The sequence below is a fragment of the Pantoea sp. Ft-CA_14 genome (assembly GCF_024520875.1).
GTDB classification, from domain to species: Bacteria; Pseudomonadota; Gammaproteobacteria; order Enterobacterales; family Enterobacteriaceae; genus Pantoea; species Pantoea agglomerans.
In genome coordinates, this window is the sequence record NZ_JALNPM010000003.1 from 193191 (window position 1) to 209600 (window position 16410).

A 16410-nucleotide genomic window follows, 5' to 3' on the forward strand; every position below is an offset into this window, starting at 1 on the left:
TGTTTAAAAAACGAGTCCAACACGCGCGTAAACGCTGAGGCGATCGGGCGCAAGATAATTGGGGTAGCTGACAGGGATACCCAGCGACAGCTGAGTGGAGACATGCGCGTTACGGGTGCCAAGTCCCAGCGAACTGCCCCACAACGTGCCTGCTGCGTAGCGATCCTGTTTGTCGCTCTGGAGCCACCCGCCGTCCAGCGCCAGGGTGGTGCTGACCTCGCCGATTGCAGGCAGGGTAAACAGCGAGTAATTCAGTTCGTTACGCAGATAGCCGCCAACATCGCCGGAAAGGTATTGCTCCTTGTAGCCGCGAACCGAGTTCTCGCCACCAATCGTCAGGCGTTCGCTGCCATAAAGGCGATCCGGCGACCACTGAGCGTAAAAACTGCTGAGCCACCACATTTTCTGAGTGACAGGCCGCTGATAGCTGCTGCTGACGCTCCATTTGCGGAATTCAGCTTTCGGAAAATCGTCGCTTTTACCCTTGTCGCTTTCCGCATCGAACCACGGCATCCCGCGGCTCAGCATCGGGTTCAGAGTGGCCACCCCACCTGCAATTTTTTGCGTATGGTTAAAACCGATCTGCAGACTGGTCAGTTTGCGGCTACTGCTTTGAAGCAGCGTCTCATTCAGCCAGTTATGGCTGACGTAATGGTTCAGCCCAACCTGAAGGCCAGTTTTGATTTGCCCGTTGCGGAACAGCACCCACGAGCCGCTGAGGCGGTTAGAGATGTTGTCGCCGTTGCTATACCAGTCGAAACTATTGGCGTTAAAGCGGCTGTGATAGTTGCTCCAGCTATAGCTGTAATCCAGCAGCCCATAGCCATAAGGCACGCTGACGCCCGCCTGGAAATTTTGCGCATCGCGCCAGTCGCTGAAAGCGCTGCTGCGACCACCGCTGACAAACCAGCGATCGGCAACACCCAGCAGGTCATTACCCACCAGCGAGCCGGAAAGCTGACCAATGCCGGTGCTTCGCTGGCCGCTATTGTCCATATTCAGCCCCAGCGTCAGAGGAAACTCGGGTGTGCTGGTCAGGTTGACAATGGAATAGCCCGGCTGAGTCGATGGGATGATTTCAATCTGAACCGGCGTAGTACGAAGCCGGTTTATCTGCTCCATACCCTGTTCAATGTCACGTAAATTTAAAATACGACCTGCACGGGTCGGGAACGCCATGTTCAGCTGACGTGCACTGGCACCCTGCAAATGAATCGCCTCAAGCTTTCCTTCCAGTACGGTGATATTTAATGTCCCGTGGGAAAGATTCTGTTCTGTCAGGAAGGCCCGGCTGGTGATATATCCACGCTGGACATACCACTCTGAAATAGCGCGTACCAGCTGATTAATACGGTCCAGACTCAGGCACTGATTGATATAGGGAGCGACAAGTCTCTTCTGTGTATCAGGCGTGATTAAGCTCGCCTGTTGCAGTGAAATCTGGTTAATTTCAAAACAGGGGCCGCTGGCTGGCGCCGATTCAGTTTTTTGCAGCTCAACCTGATGCGCCTGTGTTAATGCATCACGCTGCTGCTGATCCTGCTGCAACCGCTGCTGCTGCTGGTTTTGAATAACGTCAAGATCACCCGGCGTGACCGGTGCAGCCATGACATTGCTGATAAACAAACTGGCTCCGAAAACCAGCCACTTCCCTGTTTCAGGCATTTTCATCGAAGGATTAACAACGCTTATTGTAAGTTTTGTGTAAGCACAGACGTGCAGATTACCACCTTAACAATCGGAAGTTCCTTATTGACTTAAAATAATGATGTGGTTTTACAAAAAGTAAAATTAGCGGTGATAAAACGTTTTCTAAGCCAAATTTGTAATGACTTAGCCACTTTCTATGTGCGGAGGTCATTTACGAGTGTTAAGGGAATGGATGTAACGGCGTGCACTGATGAATACAGATCCGCGCCGGATTACTCATTCATATAACGTCGCTGGGATATTAAGTGGAATAAAAAATAATGATGTTGCTGTTTTTCGTGGTGAAGCCTGCTGGCTGAAATGACCAGCGCAATACAGATGCAAAAAGGCCCGCAACGTAGCGGGCCTTTAACCAGACAACACACAACAACCGTTATTTTTCATGGTAGCGATGCACTGCCGGATAATATTCCAGTCCATACAGCTGGCTCAGCGGCAGCAGCAGTTCCACGTTAATATCATGCACACGTTCACTCGCCACCGGGCCGCTCAGCAGCTGTTCAAACCAGGCTATCAGTTTCTGTTTCATCTCAGGCTCTCCGCATCAGTTGATGCCCTGAGTAAACCCGCTTACACGCCCGATCAGAACCAAAAATTTCTGCGCTGCTTATGCCGGAAATGGCATAAGCAGCCCCCATCTGTTTAGCCATTGCCATACGCCAGCGGCTCAAAACGGTTACTGCGTTATCAGCGTCACCCAGTTCGCGCCTTTACCAGCCGGGGCTTCAGCAACCCGTTTGAGTTCGCCGCTGGCGGGATCGATAGCGTAGCTGCCAATCACCGCGCTCTTCTCCCCGCTGACGATCAGCCATTTACCCTGCGCATCAATCGCAATACTGCGCGGCTGTTTTTCAACCGGCCAGCTGCCGATGAGTGTTAACTCACCCGACTGCTTATCAACCCGGTAGCCGCTGACGGTACTGGAGGTACGCTCGGTGACATAGATAAATTGTCCGTCCGGGGTTATTTTGATGTCTGCTGCCCAGATGCGCGGCGTGGGATCACTGTAGCCCGCCGGGCGCTGCTCGCCATGCTGCAGGTTATATTTCTTCGCCACCGCATTCGGCCAGGTTTTCAGCTCCGTCAGCGATCCATCCGCCGCGCGACGGAACTGCGTAATGGTGCCGCTCATCTCCGCGAGGTTATAGAGGAAGCGATTGTCGGGCGATATCACCGAATGCCGTGCACCGCTGTTCTTCTCGCCCTGAACAAAACCGGTTCCCAGCGGCGTTATCGCGCCGTTATCGGCAAAGGCATATTGCAGCACGCGATCCGCGCCAAGGTTGCCGACGTAGAGGGAATGATTGCTGACGTCGGTAATCACCGAGTGGGCATGCGGCCCGGTTTTCACCTCGCCTGTCACCTGTGGTGTCACAATGCCTTTGTCATCAATCCGGTTGCTGGTGACGATATCGCTGTCATAGGAGGCAGCCAGCAGATAGCGCCCACTTCTGTCGGTGGTGATCCACGGAAAGCTGGCTGCAACCGGTGTCACCGCCAGTTTCTGCAAATCACCGTGCGAACCCGAGACGCGCCAGCTGATGATCGAGTAAGGCGGACTGCGCAGCGCACCATAGAGCCGTTTACCATCCGGGCTGGCCGCCAGCGGCATAATCTTTTTACCGGCAGGCGTATCGCCACGCCATTGCAGGCTGCCATTCGCCTCGCTGAGCTGATAGCGGGAAACGGTGCCGGATTCGGCATTGGAGACATAGACAAAGGTTGTCGCCCATAACGGGGCGCTACACAGCAGCGGCAGGAGTGCCAGCGCCGTTTTCAGACGGATCATAGGGTCACCTTGATAAGTAGTGTCTGCATCATTGCGCAGCAGGCATTACGCTAACCCTGTCTGAGAAGACTGGCTTTGTGCAACTGTCTGAAATTCGGTTCGAAAGTCTGGAGATGTGACGGAGATGTTATTTTTAATGGTGCTGAAAGAGGTATGACGCCTTTCCCCACGGCGGGGGAAAGGCGTTAACAACGCGCTAACCGGTTTTCGCGATCATTTTTCGATAGCGGTTGAGCCACTTGCCGCTGTTAAGTCGCCACCAGAAGAAGATGCCACGCACCGTCCAGTCGAGGAACATCCCCAGCCAGACGCCGGTGACGCCCATCCCCAGCATAATGCCGAGCACGTAACCGACCACCACGCGGGCGCACCACATGCTGAACATCGAAACATACATGGTGTAACGCGCGTCGCGTGCGCCCTTGAGGCCGGCGGGCAGCACCCAGGATGCGGCCCACAGTGGCATAAACAGCGCGTTGAGCCAGAGCAGATGCTTCGTCACATCAATGACCTCCGGATCGCTGGTATAGAACCGCGCCAGCAACCCGGCCAGTGGCACCGTCAGCAGCGCTATCGCGCTCAGACACAACGTCGCCAGCCAGAAGACATGCCGCACCTGACGCTCTGCCTGAAACACCTGATTTCTACCCAGACGGGTGCCGGTAATAATGGTGGATGCAGAACCCAGCGCATTGCCCGGCAGGTTAATCAGCGACGCAACCGAGAACGCGATAAAGTTACCCGCAATCTCACTGGTGCCCATTCCGGCAACAAACACCTGTGTCAGTAGTTTGCCGCCGTTGAACAGCACCGACTCGATACTGGCAGGCACGCCTATTCCTAAAACTTCCATCAGAATGCTGCTGTTCCAGCGCCGAAAATAGCTCGACAGCGTAATTTTCAGTGAGGCGTTAAAGCCGATCATCAGCACGTAAATCACCGCGATCGCCCCGATATAGCGGGTGATGGTCAGTCCGAGCCCGGCACCGATAAACCCTAAACCGTCCCACGAGAAGCAGCCATAAATCAGCACGCTACTGATGATGATGTTGAGGATGTTCATGCCGCCGTTAATCAGCATCGGAATTTTGGTATTACCTGCACCGCGCAGCGCCCCGCTGCCAATCAGGGTGATGGCGGCGGCCGGATAGCTCCAGGCGGAAGTCTGCAGATAGCTCAGCGCCAGCGCTTTGACTTTTGGATCGGCGGCACCGGCAATCGCATCGACGATCAGATGGCCCCAGAACTCAATGGCGATCACCAGCACAAAGGCGAGTATCGTCATCATGGCCAGCGACTGACGCGTGGCGGCGCGGGCGCGCTTGCCGTTGCGTTTTGCCAGACTGAACGCCACCACCACCGTGGTACCAAGATCGATGGCAGCAAAGAACGAGATGATCACCATGTTGAAGCTGTCGGCCAGGCCGACGCCCGCCATCGCCTCTTTACCCAGCCAGCTGACCAGGAAGGTGCTCAGTACGCCCATCAATAGCACACAGGCGTTCTCGAAAAAGATAGGCACTGCTAATGGCGATATCTCACGCCAGTAGAGCGTGCGATACGAGCGGCGTTTCGGGTACCACGCCGTGCGCTTGATCGCCTGCATCACTGCTACGCCGGGATTTTGCAAAGGATTACCAAATCAGAAGAGACTGGACAGGAGTTCTAATGATGATAGTGGGCAGGGAAATATGCAAAGTCTTTCCGGTGCAAATTAATCATGGTTACAAACTTTTTAATGCCGCCACGGCACAATCTGCCTCACTGCCCCGCCCGCTGTAGCAAACCTGATTATTTCCCTGACGTTATGATCGGTTGGCCATGCTTTGCTGCTGGCGGTTTTTCCACCCTCTCCTCATCAGTAACGTATTAAAAAGAGGCGAATCACCGCTTCTGATAATAAAGATTTTCTTACTGGATTTCAGTGCAGCGAATCCTCACTTAAAACAGCACTGCTCAGAATTCCCGCTTCGCTGGCGCAAAAAAACGGCGATCACAGATTCTTCACCAATCTCCGCAACAAACCCGCTAAGCTTGGGGCAAATTGCGGAAAAAAATGGAAGGAGAAACCATGCCGACACTACGGAAAAACCTGACCAGCCAGCAGGCGCTGGATGAACTTGAACGCCTGTACGATGGCGCCGTCGATGCGCTACGCGAGGCGATTAAAGCCTTTACCGAAAACGGCACACTGCCCGATGCCGCCGCTCGGGCGCAGGGACTATTTGTTTACCCGGAGCTGCGCATCACCTGGCGCGGCGACGGTCCGCAGCAGAACCGCACGCGTGCCTGGGGACGCTTCACCCACACTGGCAGTTACAGCACCACCATCACCCGCCCGGCGTTGCTGCGCCACTATATTTCGGAACAGCTTCAGATGCTGGAGAAGGAGTATCAGCTGGAGATCGACGTGGGGCCCTCCAGCCAGGAGATCCCCTATCCTTACGTGATCGACGGTTCCGACCTGTCACTGGATCGCACCATGAGCGCCGGTATTGCGCGCCACTTCCCGACCACCGAGCTGTCGCAGATTGGCGATGAAACCGCCGATGGCCTGTTCCACGCCGATGCAAAATCCCCTCTGTCGCACTTCGACGCGCTGCGAACCGACTTCTCGCTGGCCCGCCTGCGTCACTACACCGGCACCAGCGTAGAGCACTTCCAGCCGTTTGTGCTGTTCACCAACTACACCCGTTATGTTGATGAGTTTGTGCGCTGGGCGATCGAGCAGGTGCGCGATCCCAGTACCCCTTACGACAGCCTGGCCTGCGCGGGCGATGTGGTGCTGACCGCCGACACCGCTGACAGTGAGTCGATGCTCTCGGATCTGGCGTGGAAGAAGCACCAGATGCCCGCCTGGCATCTCACCTCGCCGAATCGTCGCGGTATTACGCTGATTAATATTGGTGTTGGCCCGTCGAATGCCAAAACCATCTGCGATCATCTGGCGGTGATGCGTCCACATGCGTGGCTGATGATTGGTCACTGTGGCGGTCTGCGCGAGAGCCAGCGGATTGGTGATTATGTGCTGGCCCATGCCTATCTGCGCGACGATCACGTGCTGGACAGCGTGCTGCCGCCTGATATCCCGGTACCCAGCATTGCCGAAGTGCAGCGCGCGCTGTATGACGCCACCAAATCAGTGAGCGGCATGCCAGGCGAAGAGGTGAAGCAGCGGTTGCGTACCGGCACCGTGGTGACCACGGACGACCGCAACTGGGAACTGCGCTACTCCGCTTCGGCACTGCGCTTTAACCTGAGCCGTGCGGTGGCGGTCGATATGGAAAGCGCCACTATTGCCGCACAGGGTTATCGTTTCCGGGTGCCATATGGCACGCTGCTGTGCGTTTCAGACAAGCCGCTGCACGGTGAGATTAAGCTGCCCGGTCAGGCGAACCGTTTCTATGAAGGGGCGATTTCGGAGCATCTGCAGATTGGTATTCACGCTGTTGAGCTGCTGCGCGCCGAGGGCGATAAGCTGCATTCGCGTAAGTTGCGTACCTTTAATGAGCCGCCTTTCAGGTAAGCGTTAGCCGGCTGATGCGAGGAATAAGGCCGGTACTGCTGACAGGCAGTACCGGCCTCTTGCTTTGGAATTTACCCAATGCGCATGTCAGCGCCGGGATAATTTATACTTTAAAGGTCTCTACAATCAGCCTGAGAGACTGCGCTTGCTCAGAGAGAGACTGAGAAGCACTTGATGATTCTTCTACCAGAGCAGAGTTATTTTGCGTCACCCCATCCATCTGGCTGACTGCAATACTCACCTGAGAAATCCCCTGCATCTGTTCAGCCGACGACAGCGCAATAGCATCCATGGATTCAGCCAGTTCATCCACTAAATGCACGACTTTGAGAATACTCAAACCCGTATCACTGGCAACAGTGACGCCGCATTCAACCTGTCCGACAGCCTGCTCTATTAACGCTTTAATATCTTTTGCGGCAGTCGCACTACGTTGTGCAAGCGTTCTGACTTCAGACGCGACGACAGCGAAGCCCCTTCCCGTCTCTCCCGCTCGTGCCGCTTCAACGGCTGCGTTCAGGGCAAGAATATTAGTCTGGAATGCGATGCTTTCGATGACGGCGGTGATATCTCTGACTTTAGACGCGCTTTTTGAAATATCACTCATCGTATCTGACATCCGTTTGACGTCCGTTTCCCCTCGTTTTGCAATCGAGGCGGTATCTCTCGCTGAGTTGGCTGTGTCCCTGGCAGTTTTGCTGTTATTTTGTACTGTAGCGGTGAGCTGTTCCATACTCGCAGCCGTTTCCTGCAAGGCAGCGGCCTGCTGTTCAGTGCGGGATGCAAGCTCATTGTTTCCTTCAGAAATTTCATTCGCAGAAAGGGCGACTGAAGAAGAGCCTGATTTAATTTCTGAAACGATATCCCGTAACCGAACCTGCATGCTGTTTAAAGAGGCCATGAGGCTGAGAGTGTCATTTTTCTTCAAGCTAACCGGTGTGGTCAGATCCCCATTGGTGATCGCATAAGCAAGCTTCCGCGCTGTACTAGGTTCATCGCCAAGCTCGCTCATGAGTTTACGAATAAGATAGATGCTGGTGCCCGTGCCGAACAAAATAGCCGCAACTAAAAGCGTCACCAGGATGATGTAGGCTCTTTCGGTATTTTTCGCATTTTGATTAACTGAGTCATCCGACTGCTTTGCCAGGATTTCACTCATCAGGGTAAGACCTTCAAGCAGCGGAACCTGAGCGGGTCTGACTTTTTCCAACAGATACTTAACGGTGATATCACTGTTTTTAGCCAGTGCCAGCGGAACGGTGTTACTGAAGGCATCCAGAGCATTTTTCTCGCTGTCACTGATCTTCGCAAAGGCTTTATATTCTTCCGTATCGCCAGACTGGCTGATCATCGTATTCAGTTGATCCCTGCTGGCTGCAAATTTAGCCTTCAGTTTAACCAGACGATCAGACTGCTCCTGGATAAGAGCCTGATCTGAAAAGAGTGATAAATTCCTGACGGTTATCGCCATATCGCGCTGCGCCAGGGTAAGTTCATTGATTAATTTTGTTTTTTTCATATCACCCTGAACAACTGACTCAAGCGTGCTTTTAGCCTGATATAAAGAGTGAATAGCGACAACGATACATATGGAGAAAAAGATGATTAACGTGCCAAATCCGGAACCGAGGCGCGTAGAGATTTTCATTAAAATTCCTTGAAGGGGGGCGGCGATATAGATCTATCGGCATCTCTTTTTTTAACTTCAATGAATATTTATCACATAAATAATATTAACCAGAATTAATGGCACCGCTGCAAAGCATCACAAAAACTCATAAATTTGTCAGGCTTCGATGATTTCCAGTTCAACCAGAAATCGTTTTTTGTGCGTTATAAACAATCAGAACCCTTATGCTTACCGTTGTCTTAACTTATTACTGCGTTACGCTACACTGGTTTGCATGTCATAAAAATTTCATTTAACCCTTGCAGGCGCGGCTTTTAAGGCTGCTACAACCTGGATGCTTTTCGCATGCAAAAAATACCGCAATAAAAATCAGGAATACATAAATTATAATTATAAATAACGTCAGGAACTTCTGTAGATCACTTTAAACGCGGGCCGGTTCTGTGACGTCTCGCAGGATATGAATGCTTTATTAGTACGATGAATATGGCAGAACAGACCGGCATAAGGATGCTTCAGCCCGGCCGTAGCAATCCAGCCTTCAGGCAGAAAACGCGCTGAGTGCGTTGATGAGCGTGCCCGTCTGCACGATAGCCCTGGTCTGATATGCATCACGAATAAACTCTCCATCATCAGCCCTTGATACGAACGGATAGCCCGGGCAATCGCAGAGAGAAATAGATTTGCCTGACTCGCGCATCAGCTGCAGTAACAGATGAAATTAAAAGCCGTAACATAACTGAAGCATATTGCAGACGAAATATAAAAACATACACAGCAACAAAAAACATCATTATTGAGCTTGTCACTCCATAATTGCTGTGCAATATAAATAACAGCAGACTGTAGAAGCTATTTCTTAAAATTAGTGCCACATACTGGCAATGTATTCCCGCCTTTCACATAAAATAAAATAAAGGACGCATAAAGAAGAAACTCCAAAACGGAGGAAGAGTGACAAGAATTATTTGAGGGAAATTAACATACCTTTGGCAGCGCAGATAATAAATTTAATTACTCACTTAAAGAGGATTCATTGTGAAAGTTAAAAATATGACTGTGTTAGCGAGTATGGTTTTATTCTACTCCGCTCAGGGTATGGCCAGACAATTTGATATCAGTGCAGCAAACATTGACGTCAATACCTCTAAATCTTCCTTCATTCTTACTGGTGCGGGAGGTGCCGGCGGCGCAGGTGGCGCGGGGGGTGCAGGAGGAGCGTTAGGCGGGCAAGGTGGTGCCGGAGGTGTTGGCGGCGCCGGAGGTGCTGGCGGAAGTGATGGTAATGGCGCCGCTAACGCCAGCCAGAATGGTAATAATTCCAATAATGATAACGGCAGTAAAAACGGCAACGGTTCTGATCAGGGTAATAACAGTAATAACGGCACCGGGAATGCTAACGGGAGTGGTGACGGTAACGGAAATGATGCAGGCAACGGCGGTGGTAATGGAGGAGGTGATGGTGGCGGTGATGGCGGCGGTGATGGCGGCGGTGATGGCGGCGGTGATGGCGGCGGAGACTGATAGTCTGGCGTCCATTAACTAAAAAGCTCCTGTTTGTAAACGTTATAGCAGGAGCATTATCACTGTTAGCACAGGAACAGCACATGAAACTTACCAGAAGTTACCCATTATTTTTAGCCACCGTACTGACAGTGGCATGTCCGTTTTACTCCCTGGCTCAGACTGCCAGCGACATGAATACTTCATCCTCAAATACCTCCCTCCAGCCCTCAGCAGGTAAAGACGGACAACAAGGCAATGGTGAAAACGGAGGCGCGGGAGGCAAAGGAGGCGTTCCGGGAGAAGGTACTAACGGAGGAAAAGGAGGTAATGGCGGCAATGGCGGCAATGGCGGCAATAGTGGCAATAGTGGCAATAGTGGGAGTGCCGATAATCCCGATACATCAAGTAAAGGCGGTGCGGGCGGCGCAGGTGGTGCGGGCGGCGAAGGTGGTGCGGGCGGCGCAGGCGGTGCGGGTGGCGCAGGCGGTGCGGGTGGCGCAGGCGGTGCGGGTGGTGCGGGTGGCGCAGGCGGTAACGGAGGGACCGGTGGAGAAAGTTTTCTGAAAAGGATTTTCAAATGAAAACAATCACTTTGTTAGCTTCGCTAATCATCATTCCGTATGCGCATGCTGAGTACAAAACGGATATGTTGAGTTCACACCATAATGTCATTCTCATTGATGCCGCTGCAGGTTCTGATGGCGGACCGGGTCAGAACGGCGGTGCCGGGGCCAATGGCGGTCCGGGTGAAAATGGAGGACGAGGGGGAAACGGAGGTATCGGCGGAAATGGAGGGCCAGGAGGAAATGGTGGTGCCGGAGCCAATGGCGGTGATGGCGGAAATGGCGGCCTGGGAGGAAGCGGTGGAAATGGCGGGAACGGAGGTGCTGGACAGAATGGCCAGGCCGGAGGCAATGGCGGGAATGGAGGAAACGGCAGTATGGGGGGAGATGGCGGAAACGGTGGAAATGGAGGGGATGGCAGCAATGGTAGTGCTGGTGGCGCAGGGGGGAACGGAGGGAATGGTGGCAGCACGGGAGGTGACGGCGGTGCGGGAGGTAACGGTGGTGACGGGGGAGATGGCGGCGACTAAATTCAACCACGCCTTAATCTCTCTTCTCTCCTGGCAGCAGGCTTATAAAACAGGCGAGAACAGCAATTATCACGGGTTAATTCACAGCTAAAACAGGCATTTTAATAACTCTGATTTAGCGTAAGAAAACTTTCCGTCAGCTCCGTCAGCTCAACATTAAAATCAGCTTACCTGAATTAACTAAAACGCTCAGAGATCCTGTCAACGCTGAGTATGTGTGAAACTCCTCTTTTTTTACCATCAGGGAAATGCAACCTGGAGTTGGCGTACAGTGGAGCCCCGGATTTTTGATAGCCATCATGTGAGAAATAATGGAATTAAATACACCGCTGAAATGGAGTAGCGAGTAACAACAAACGCCACAAGTGAAATGCTTTTATAATTTAAACGCACAAACGAGAACAGCCGCGAATAACGACAACTCCGCCATATGCTCTCTATTGCAATGTTTAGCAGTGTATCAGACACCGCCAACCCCATAGCCCGACAGACGATACTCGCTCAGTGTTAACGCGCGGCTAAGTGATCTGAAACTCCCATACGTCTGGCGGGCGTAACCCGCTTAGTGCTAACGCGCGGCTAAATGACCTGAAACTCTCCATCGCCTGGCAGGCGAAATCCGCTCAATGTCAGCCTGCTAAAAGCGAAACCTTATGAATCTTTCCCCGCTTTCAGCGGCCTGAGCCCAGCCAGTCCGGGTAACAAACCCACCGGCAGGGGGTTTGCCAGAGGCGTCCGCAGCGCTGAGGAACAACCGGAAGCCGGGAGCCGACAGGACGTCGGCGAAAGGACGGCACGAGCCAGGGATGGCGAGTCCGGACGGTCCGTCGGCCGCAGGGCGTGACGAAGGCACCCCGCACAGCGGGGCGCGCAGGCAGCCGGACGCCGGGATTGTTAAGGGGCGGGCGTCCGCCTCTTGACGCGTCCGCCTGCACGGGCAACCTGAAACTCCCCCTCGCCTGGCGGGCGTAACCCTCTCAGCGCTAACGCGCGGCTAAGTGATCTAAAACGTTCCATCGCCTGGCAGGCGAAACCCGCTCAGTGTCAGCCTGCTACAAAGCGAAACCTTATGAATCTTTCCACGCTTTCAGCGGCCTGAGCCCAGCCAGTCCGGGTAACAAACCCACCGGCAGGGGTTTGCCAGAGGCGACCGCAGCGCTGAGGAACAACCGGAAGCCGGGAGCCGACAGGACGTCGGCGAAAGGACGGCACGAGCCAGGGATGGCGAGTCCGGACGGTCCGTCGGCCGCAGGGCGTGACGAAGGCACCCCGCACAGCGGGGCGCGCAGGCAGCCGGACGCCGGGATTGTTAAGGGGCGGGCGTCCGCCTCTTGACGCGTCCGCCTGCACGGGCAACCTGAAACTCCCCCTCGCCTGGCGGGCGTAACCCTCTCAGCGCTAACGCGCGGCTAAGTGATCTAAAACGCTCCATCGCCTGGCAGGCGAAACCCGCTCAGTGTCAGCCCGCAGCAAAGCGAAACCAGTCTGCTCCTTCCCCGCTTTCAGCGGCCTGAGCACAGTCAGTCCGGGTGACAAACCCACCGGCAGGGGTTCCCCAGAGGCGTCCGCAGCGCTGAGGAACAACCAGAGGCAAGGATGAGCCGACAGGACGTCGGCGAAAGGACGGCACGAGCCAGGGATGGCGAGTCCGGACGGTCCGTCGGCCGCAGGGCGTGACGAAGGCACCCCGCTACGCGGGGCGCGCAGGCAGCCGGACGCCGGGATTGTTAAGGGGCGGGCGTCCGCCCCTTAACGCGTCCGCCTGCACAGGCAACCTGAAACTCCCCATCGCCTGGCGGACGAAACCCTCTCAGCGCTAACGCGCGGATAAGTGATCTAAAACGCTCCATCGCCTGGCAGGCGAAACCTACTCAGTGTCAGCCCGCAGCCATGCGAAACCCGCTCATAGCCAGCCCGCTGCTAAGCGAAATCTACTCAGTACCAGCCCGCTGCTAAGCGACCTTCCCTGCCGCCAGGCAACAACTAAGCACTCAACCATCCCAGCTTAATCACAAACAGAATCGACAGGATCACCAGCGCCGCATTCACCTCTTTCGCGCGTCCGCTCAGCAGCTTCACCAGCGTCCAGGTAATAAAACCAAACGCGATGCCGTTGGCGATCGAATAGGTCAGCGGCATGGTCAGCGCGGTCACGGTGACTGGCGCGGCGGTGGTGATATCTTTCCAGTCAATCTCTGCCAGACCCGATGCCATCAGCACCGCCACAACGAGCAACGCAGGCGCGGTGGCATAAACCGGAACACTGGAGGCCAGCGGCGAGAAAAACAGGGCCAGCAGGAACAGCACGGCGACCACAATCGCGGTCAGGCCGGTACGGCCACCGGCACTCACGCCCGCCGCCGACTCCACATAACTGGTAGTGGTCGAGGTGCCGAGCAGCGAACCAAACAGCGCAGCCGCACTGTCAGCAATCAGCGCACGGCCCATCTTCGGCACGTTACCCTGCTCATCCGCCAGACCGGCGCGTTTGGTCACACCCAGCAGCGTGCCCGTGTTATCAAACACGTCAACAAACAGGAAGGCAAAAATCACGCTGATCAGGCCGACGTTAAACGCGCCGGCAATATCCAGCTGCATAAAGGTCGGTGCAATCGACGGCGGTGCAGAGAAGACCCCGGCAAAGGGCGACAGACCAATGCCCATGGAGATAAAGGTCACCAGCAGAATACCGATCAGCACTGCGCCCGTCACCCGACGCGCTTCCAGTACCACGATAACCACAAAGCCGAGCATCGCCAGCAGCGGACCCGGTTTAGTCAGATCGCCAATGCCCACCAGCGTCGCCGGGTTATCGACCACAATGCCCGCCCCTTCCAGCGCAATCAGCGCCAGAAAAAGCCCGATACCGGCACCAATCCCGGCGCGCAGCGGCAGCGGAATACTGGCAATAATCCATTCACGAATCTTAAATAGCGACATCGCGAAGAAAATCACCGCCGAGAGAAACACCGCGCCCAGCGCAATCTGCCACGTGTAGCCCATGTGCAGCACAACGGTGTAGGTGAAGAAGGCGTTCAGTCCCATACCCGGCGCCAGCGCAATCGGATAGTTGGCGATCAGCCCCATCAGCACGCAGCCAATCGCCGCCGCCAGACAGGTGGCAACAAATACCGCGCCCTTGTCCATGCCGGTCGCGCCCAGAATGCTTGGGTTCACAAACAGAATATAAGCCATCGCCAGGAAGGTGGTGATCCCGGCGATAATCTCAGTACGAACCGTCGTGTTATGCGCTTTGAGTTTGAATAGTTTTTCTAACATCATCATCTCTCGATACAGGAGACATCAGTCTCACTTGCCAAAGGGGTTTGCATGCTGATTATTCTGTTTCCGGGACACTGATGCTGGCCGCTGCATACTTGCGTGCCAGAATCGCCTGAAATCCCTGACTTACCCACTGCCCAAAGCAATTGCCATGCCATCTACCGACGCAATCGATTACCTGGCAGAGCCGGGTACGGCTAAGAGAATTCCGAACCAAAACGAGGCGCGATTATGGTGCAATGCACCGATGCCGCGCAATCGTTTTCCTGCGGCAAACAGGCAACCCCGAAAAACTCTGCGCCAGCGCACGCTTCCGCACTCTCACAGGCGAAGCTGGTCACGTTTCAGCACGCTGCCTCAGCAAGCTTTTTTGGCCTGTGTAGACTCCTGAATTAACTCTTTCGTAACACTGAGGCCGCGCAATGAAGCCAGCAATTTTGGTGGTGGATGATGATCCTGCAGTCTGCGACGTCTTGCAGGATGCGTTAAGTGAACATCTGTTAACGGTCTACCGCTGTCATCAGGGACGCGAGGCGCTATCGATGCTCAGCGAACACCCGGAAATCTCGCTGGTGATGCTGGATATGATGCTGCCCGATACCAACGGGTTACTGGTGTTGCAGCAGCTTCAGCGTCAGCGACCCGAAGTGCTGGTGATTATGCTGACCGGTATGGGTTCTGAAGCGGAGATGGTGGTGGGCCTTGAGATGGGCGCTGATGATTACATCGCCAAACCCTTTAATCCACGCGTGGTAGTAGCGAGAACCCGGGCGGCCCTGCGTCGCAGCGGACGCATTGCCCAGGCCGACCCTGAACAGGAGGGCTGGCGTTTTGGCGGCTGGCAACTGGATGATGGCCGCTGCCAGCTGTTTAATCCGCAGCGCGAGCTGGTGCCGCTGACCCAGGGGGAATATAGCCTGTTACGCGCGCTGGTTCGCCACGCCCGAAAAGTGCTGACCCGCGATCAGCTGCTGGAGCTGACCCATAGCGAAAGTCTTGACGTGTTTGACCGCACCATCGATGTGCTGATCATGCGGCTGCGCCGTAAAATCGAAACCAACCCGCACCAGCCCGACCTGATCCGCACCATTCGCGGACTCGGTTATGTCTTTTCGGCCGATGTGGTGAAACCCGATTCGACAACGCGTGCCAGTCAGATTGCCTGATTACGCCTGCCGCGCGCAGGATAACCAGTGCGCGTAATCGTTGCACAGCAGCCAGCGCGGCGCTTCATCCTCCTCCAGTGGGTTGAAACGAGCCAGCGGCGTCAGAAACACATTGTCGTTTTCGTCATCGTTGGGCATCGACATCTCGCCCACCAGCACGTCGCCGAAGCCACTTTCACCCTAGAAACTGTGCCAGATGCCCGCCTCCAGCGTCACGCTTTCACCCGGTGAGAGCCGTAGCTGTGAACCGGCGGCATGGGTCTGGCGCAGGCCATCCAGCGAAACCGCCACCAGCGAGTCAGCCAGCCCGTCACCGTTGCGGTTATGCAGTTCGACAATCAGATTTCCGCCGCCGCGATTAATGATGTCTTCCATCTTGCGCGGATGGTAGTGCATCGGCGTCTGCTGCCCTTCCCGCACGTGCATTATTTTCTCGGCGTAGGGTTTATGCCACGGCTGCCCGTTTGGTGAACCGTTGCGCAGGGTAAACAGCGTCAGCCCGGTCTGCAGAAAATCAGTCGCGCCAAAACTGGTGAGATCCCATCCCAGCCGCAACGCCAGAATCTCCTGCGCGACCTCACGATCCTGAGCCCGCCACTGGCTCACATCGAAATCGGCCCACGGCGGCAGATGCACATCCTGCTGTCGGAAAAACTCGCGCGTATGTTGCAGGTAATAATTAACCTCTGAACGTTGCATGGTGGCCTC

11 protein-coding genes and 1 pseudogene are annotated in these 16410 nt (G+C 54.9%); 4 read left to right on the forward strand and 8 right to left on the reverse strand.

The genetic code is table 11. The features are described 5' to 3' along the window. Positions 1–3: 3 nt before the first annotated feature. The 4 genes from NR195_RS06780 to NR195_RS06795 form a co-directional block, all read right to left on the reverse strand. Positions 4–1671 (reverse strand): ShlB/FhaC/HecB family hemolysin secretion/activation protein, encoded by a 1668-nt coding sequence (locus tag NR195_RS06780; protein WP_256844322.1) that lies wholly within the window; start codon positions 1669–1671, stop codon positions 4–6. 412 nt (positions 1672–2083) lie between these two features. After that, positions 2084–2239, reverse strand: a complete 156-nt coding sequence (locus NR195_RS06785) for a hypothetical protein (protein WP_010670871.1) — start codon at positions 2237–2239, stop codon at positions 2084–2086. 147 nt (positions 2240–2386) lie between these two features. After that, positions 2387–3499 carry a beta-propeller fold lactonase family protein gene (locus NR195_RS06790; protein WP_191922938.1) on the reverse strand — a complete coding sequence of 371 codons (1113 nt, stop codon included), beginning with the start codon at positions 3497–3499 and terminating at the stop codon, positions 2387–2389. Positions 3500–3695: 196 nt separating this feature from the next. Continuing rightward, positions 3696–5105, reverse strand: a complete 1410-nt coding sequence (locus tag NR195_RS06795; RefSeq protein WP_010247740.1) for an EmmdR/YeeO family multidrug/toxin efflux MATE transporter — start codon at positions 5103–5105, stop codon at positions 3696–3698. Positions 5106–5570: 465 nt separating this feature from the next. On the opposite strand from NR195_RS06795, the gene NR195_RS06800 reads away from it, so the two are divergent. Next, entirely contained in the window at positions 5571–7025 is a 1455-nt protein-coding gene (locus tag NR195_RS06800; RefSeq protein WP_031591057.1) for an AMP nucleosidase, read from the forward strand. A gap of 103 nt (positions 7026–7128) precedes the next feature. Here NR195_RS06800 and NR195_RS06805 read toward each other — a convergent pair whose 3' ends face one another. After that, positions 7129–8673 carry a methyl-accepting chemotaxis protein gene (locus NR195_RS06805; RefSeq protein WP_022625462.1) on the reverse strand — a complete coding sequence of 515 codons (1545 nt, stop codon included), beginning with the start codon at positions 8671–8673 and terminating at the stop codon, positions 7129–7131. Between the two features lie 1203 nt (positions 8674–9876). Beyond that, positions 9877–10194, reverse strand: a complete 318-nt coding sequence (locus NR195_RS06810; RefSeq protein ID WP_256844323.1) for a hypothetical protein — start codon at positions 10192–10194, stop codon at positions 9877–9879. Between the two features lie 294 nt (positions 10195–10488). On the opposite strand from NR195_RS06810, the gene NR195_RS06815 reads away from it, so the two are divergent. Both NR195_RS06815 and NR195_RS06820 read left to right on the forward strand, forming a co-directional pair. Continuing rightward, on the forward strand, positions 10489–10725 hold the full coding sequence (locus NR195_RS06815) for a hypothetical protein (RefSeq protein WP_256844324.1): 237 nt from the start codon (positions 10489–10491) through the stop codon (positions 10723–10725). 101 nt (positions 10726–10826) lie between these two features. Further along, entirely contained in the window at positions 10827–11345 is a 519-nt protein-coding gene (locus NR195_RS06820; RefSeq protein ID WP_256844325.1) for a hypothetical protein, read from the forward strand. A 1892-nt stretch (positions 11346–13237) separates the two neighbouring features. On the opposite strand, the gene NR195_RS06825 is transcribed toward NR195_RS06820, so the two are convergent. Continuing rightward, positions 13238–14536 carry an NCS2 family permease gene (locus tag NR195_RS06825; RefSeq protein WP_256844387.1) on the reverse strand — a complete coding sequence of 433 codons (1299 nt, stop codon included), beginning with the start codon at positions 14534–14536 and terminating at the stop codon, positions 13238–13240. Between the two features lie 422 nt (positions 14537–14958). Between NR195_RS06825 and NR195_RS06830 the strand changes: the two genes are divergently transcribed. Next, complete coding sequence (locus NR195_RS06830; RefSeq protein WP_010247750.1) at positions 14959–15702, forward strand: response regulator; 744 nt, start codon at positions 14959–14961, stop codon at positions 15700–15702. On the opposite strand, the pseudogene NR195_RS06835 reads toward NR195_RS06830, so the two are convergent. Beyond that, a pseudogene (locus tag NR195_RS06835) lies at positions 15703–16401 on the reverse strand (D-lyxose/D-mannose family sugar isomerase). Positions 16402–16410 lie beyond the last annotated feature (9 nt).

Bases quoted from the DNA above. Each gene is read 5' to 3' on its own strand.
- NR195_RS06780 (WP_256844322.1), bottom strand. From the start codon at position 1,671: ATGAAAATGCCTGAAACAGGGAAGTGGCTGGTTTTCGGAGCCAGTTTG.
- NR195_RS06785 (WP_010670871.1), bottom strand. From the start codon at position 2,239: ATGAAACAGAAACTGATAGCCTGGTTTGAACAGCTGCTGAGCGGCCCG.
- NR195_RS06790 (WP_191922938.1), bottom strand. From the start codon at position 3,499: ATGATCCGTCTGAAAACGGCGCTGGCACTCCTGCCGCTGCTGTGTAGC.
- NR195_RS06795 (WP_010247740.1), bottom strand. From the start codon at position 5,105: ATGCAGGCGATCAAGCGCACGGCGTGGTACCCGAAACGCCGCTCGTAT.
- NR195_RS06800 (WP_031591057.1), top strand. From the start codon at position 5,571: ATGCCGACACTACGGAAAAACCTGACCAGCCAGCAGGCGCTGGATGAA.
- NR195_RS06805 (WP_022625462.1), bottom strand. From the start codon at position 8,673: ATGAAAATCTCTACGCGCCTCGGTTCCGGATTTGGCACGTTAATCATC.
- NR195_RS06810 (WP_256844323.1), bottom strand. From the start codon at position 10,194: ATGGACGCCAGACTATCAGTCTCCGCCGCCATCACCGCCGCCATCACC.
- NR195_RS06815 (WP_256844324.1), top strand. From the start codon at position 10,489: ATGGCGGCAATGGCGGCAATGGCGGCAATAGTGGCAATAGTGGCAATA.
- NR195_RS06820 (WP_256844325.1), top strand. From the start codon at position 10,827: ATGTCATTCTCATTGATGCCGCTGCAGGTTCTGATGGCGGACCGGGTC.
- NR195_RS06825 (WP_256844387.1), bottom strand. From the start codon at position 14,536: ATGATGTTAGAAAAACTATTCAAACTCAAAGCGCATAACACGACGGTT.
- NR195_RS06830 (WP_010247750.1), top strand. From the start codon at position 14,959: ATGAAGCCAGCAATTTTGGTGGTGGATGATGATCCTGCAGTCTGCGAC.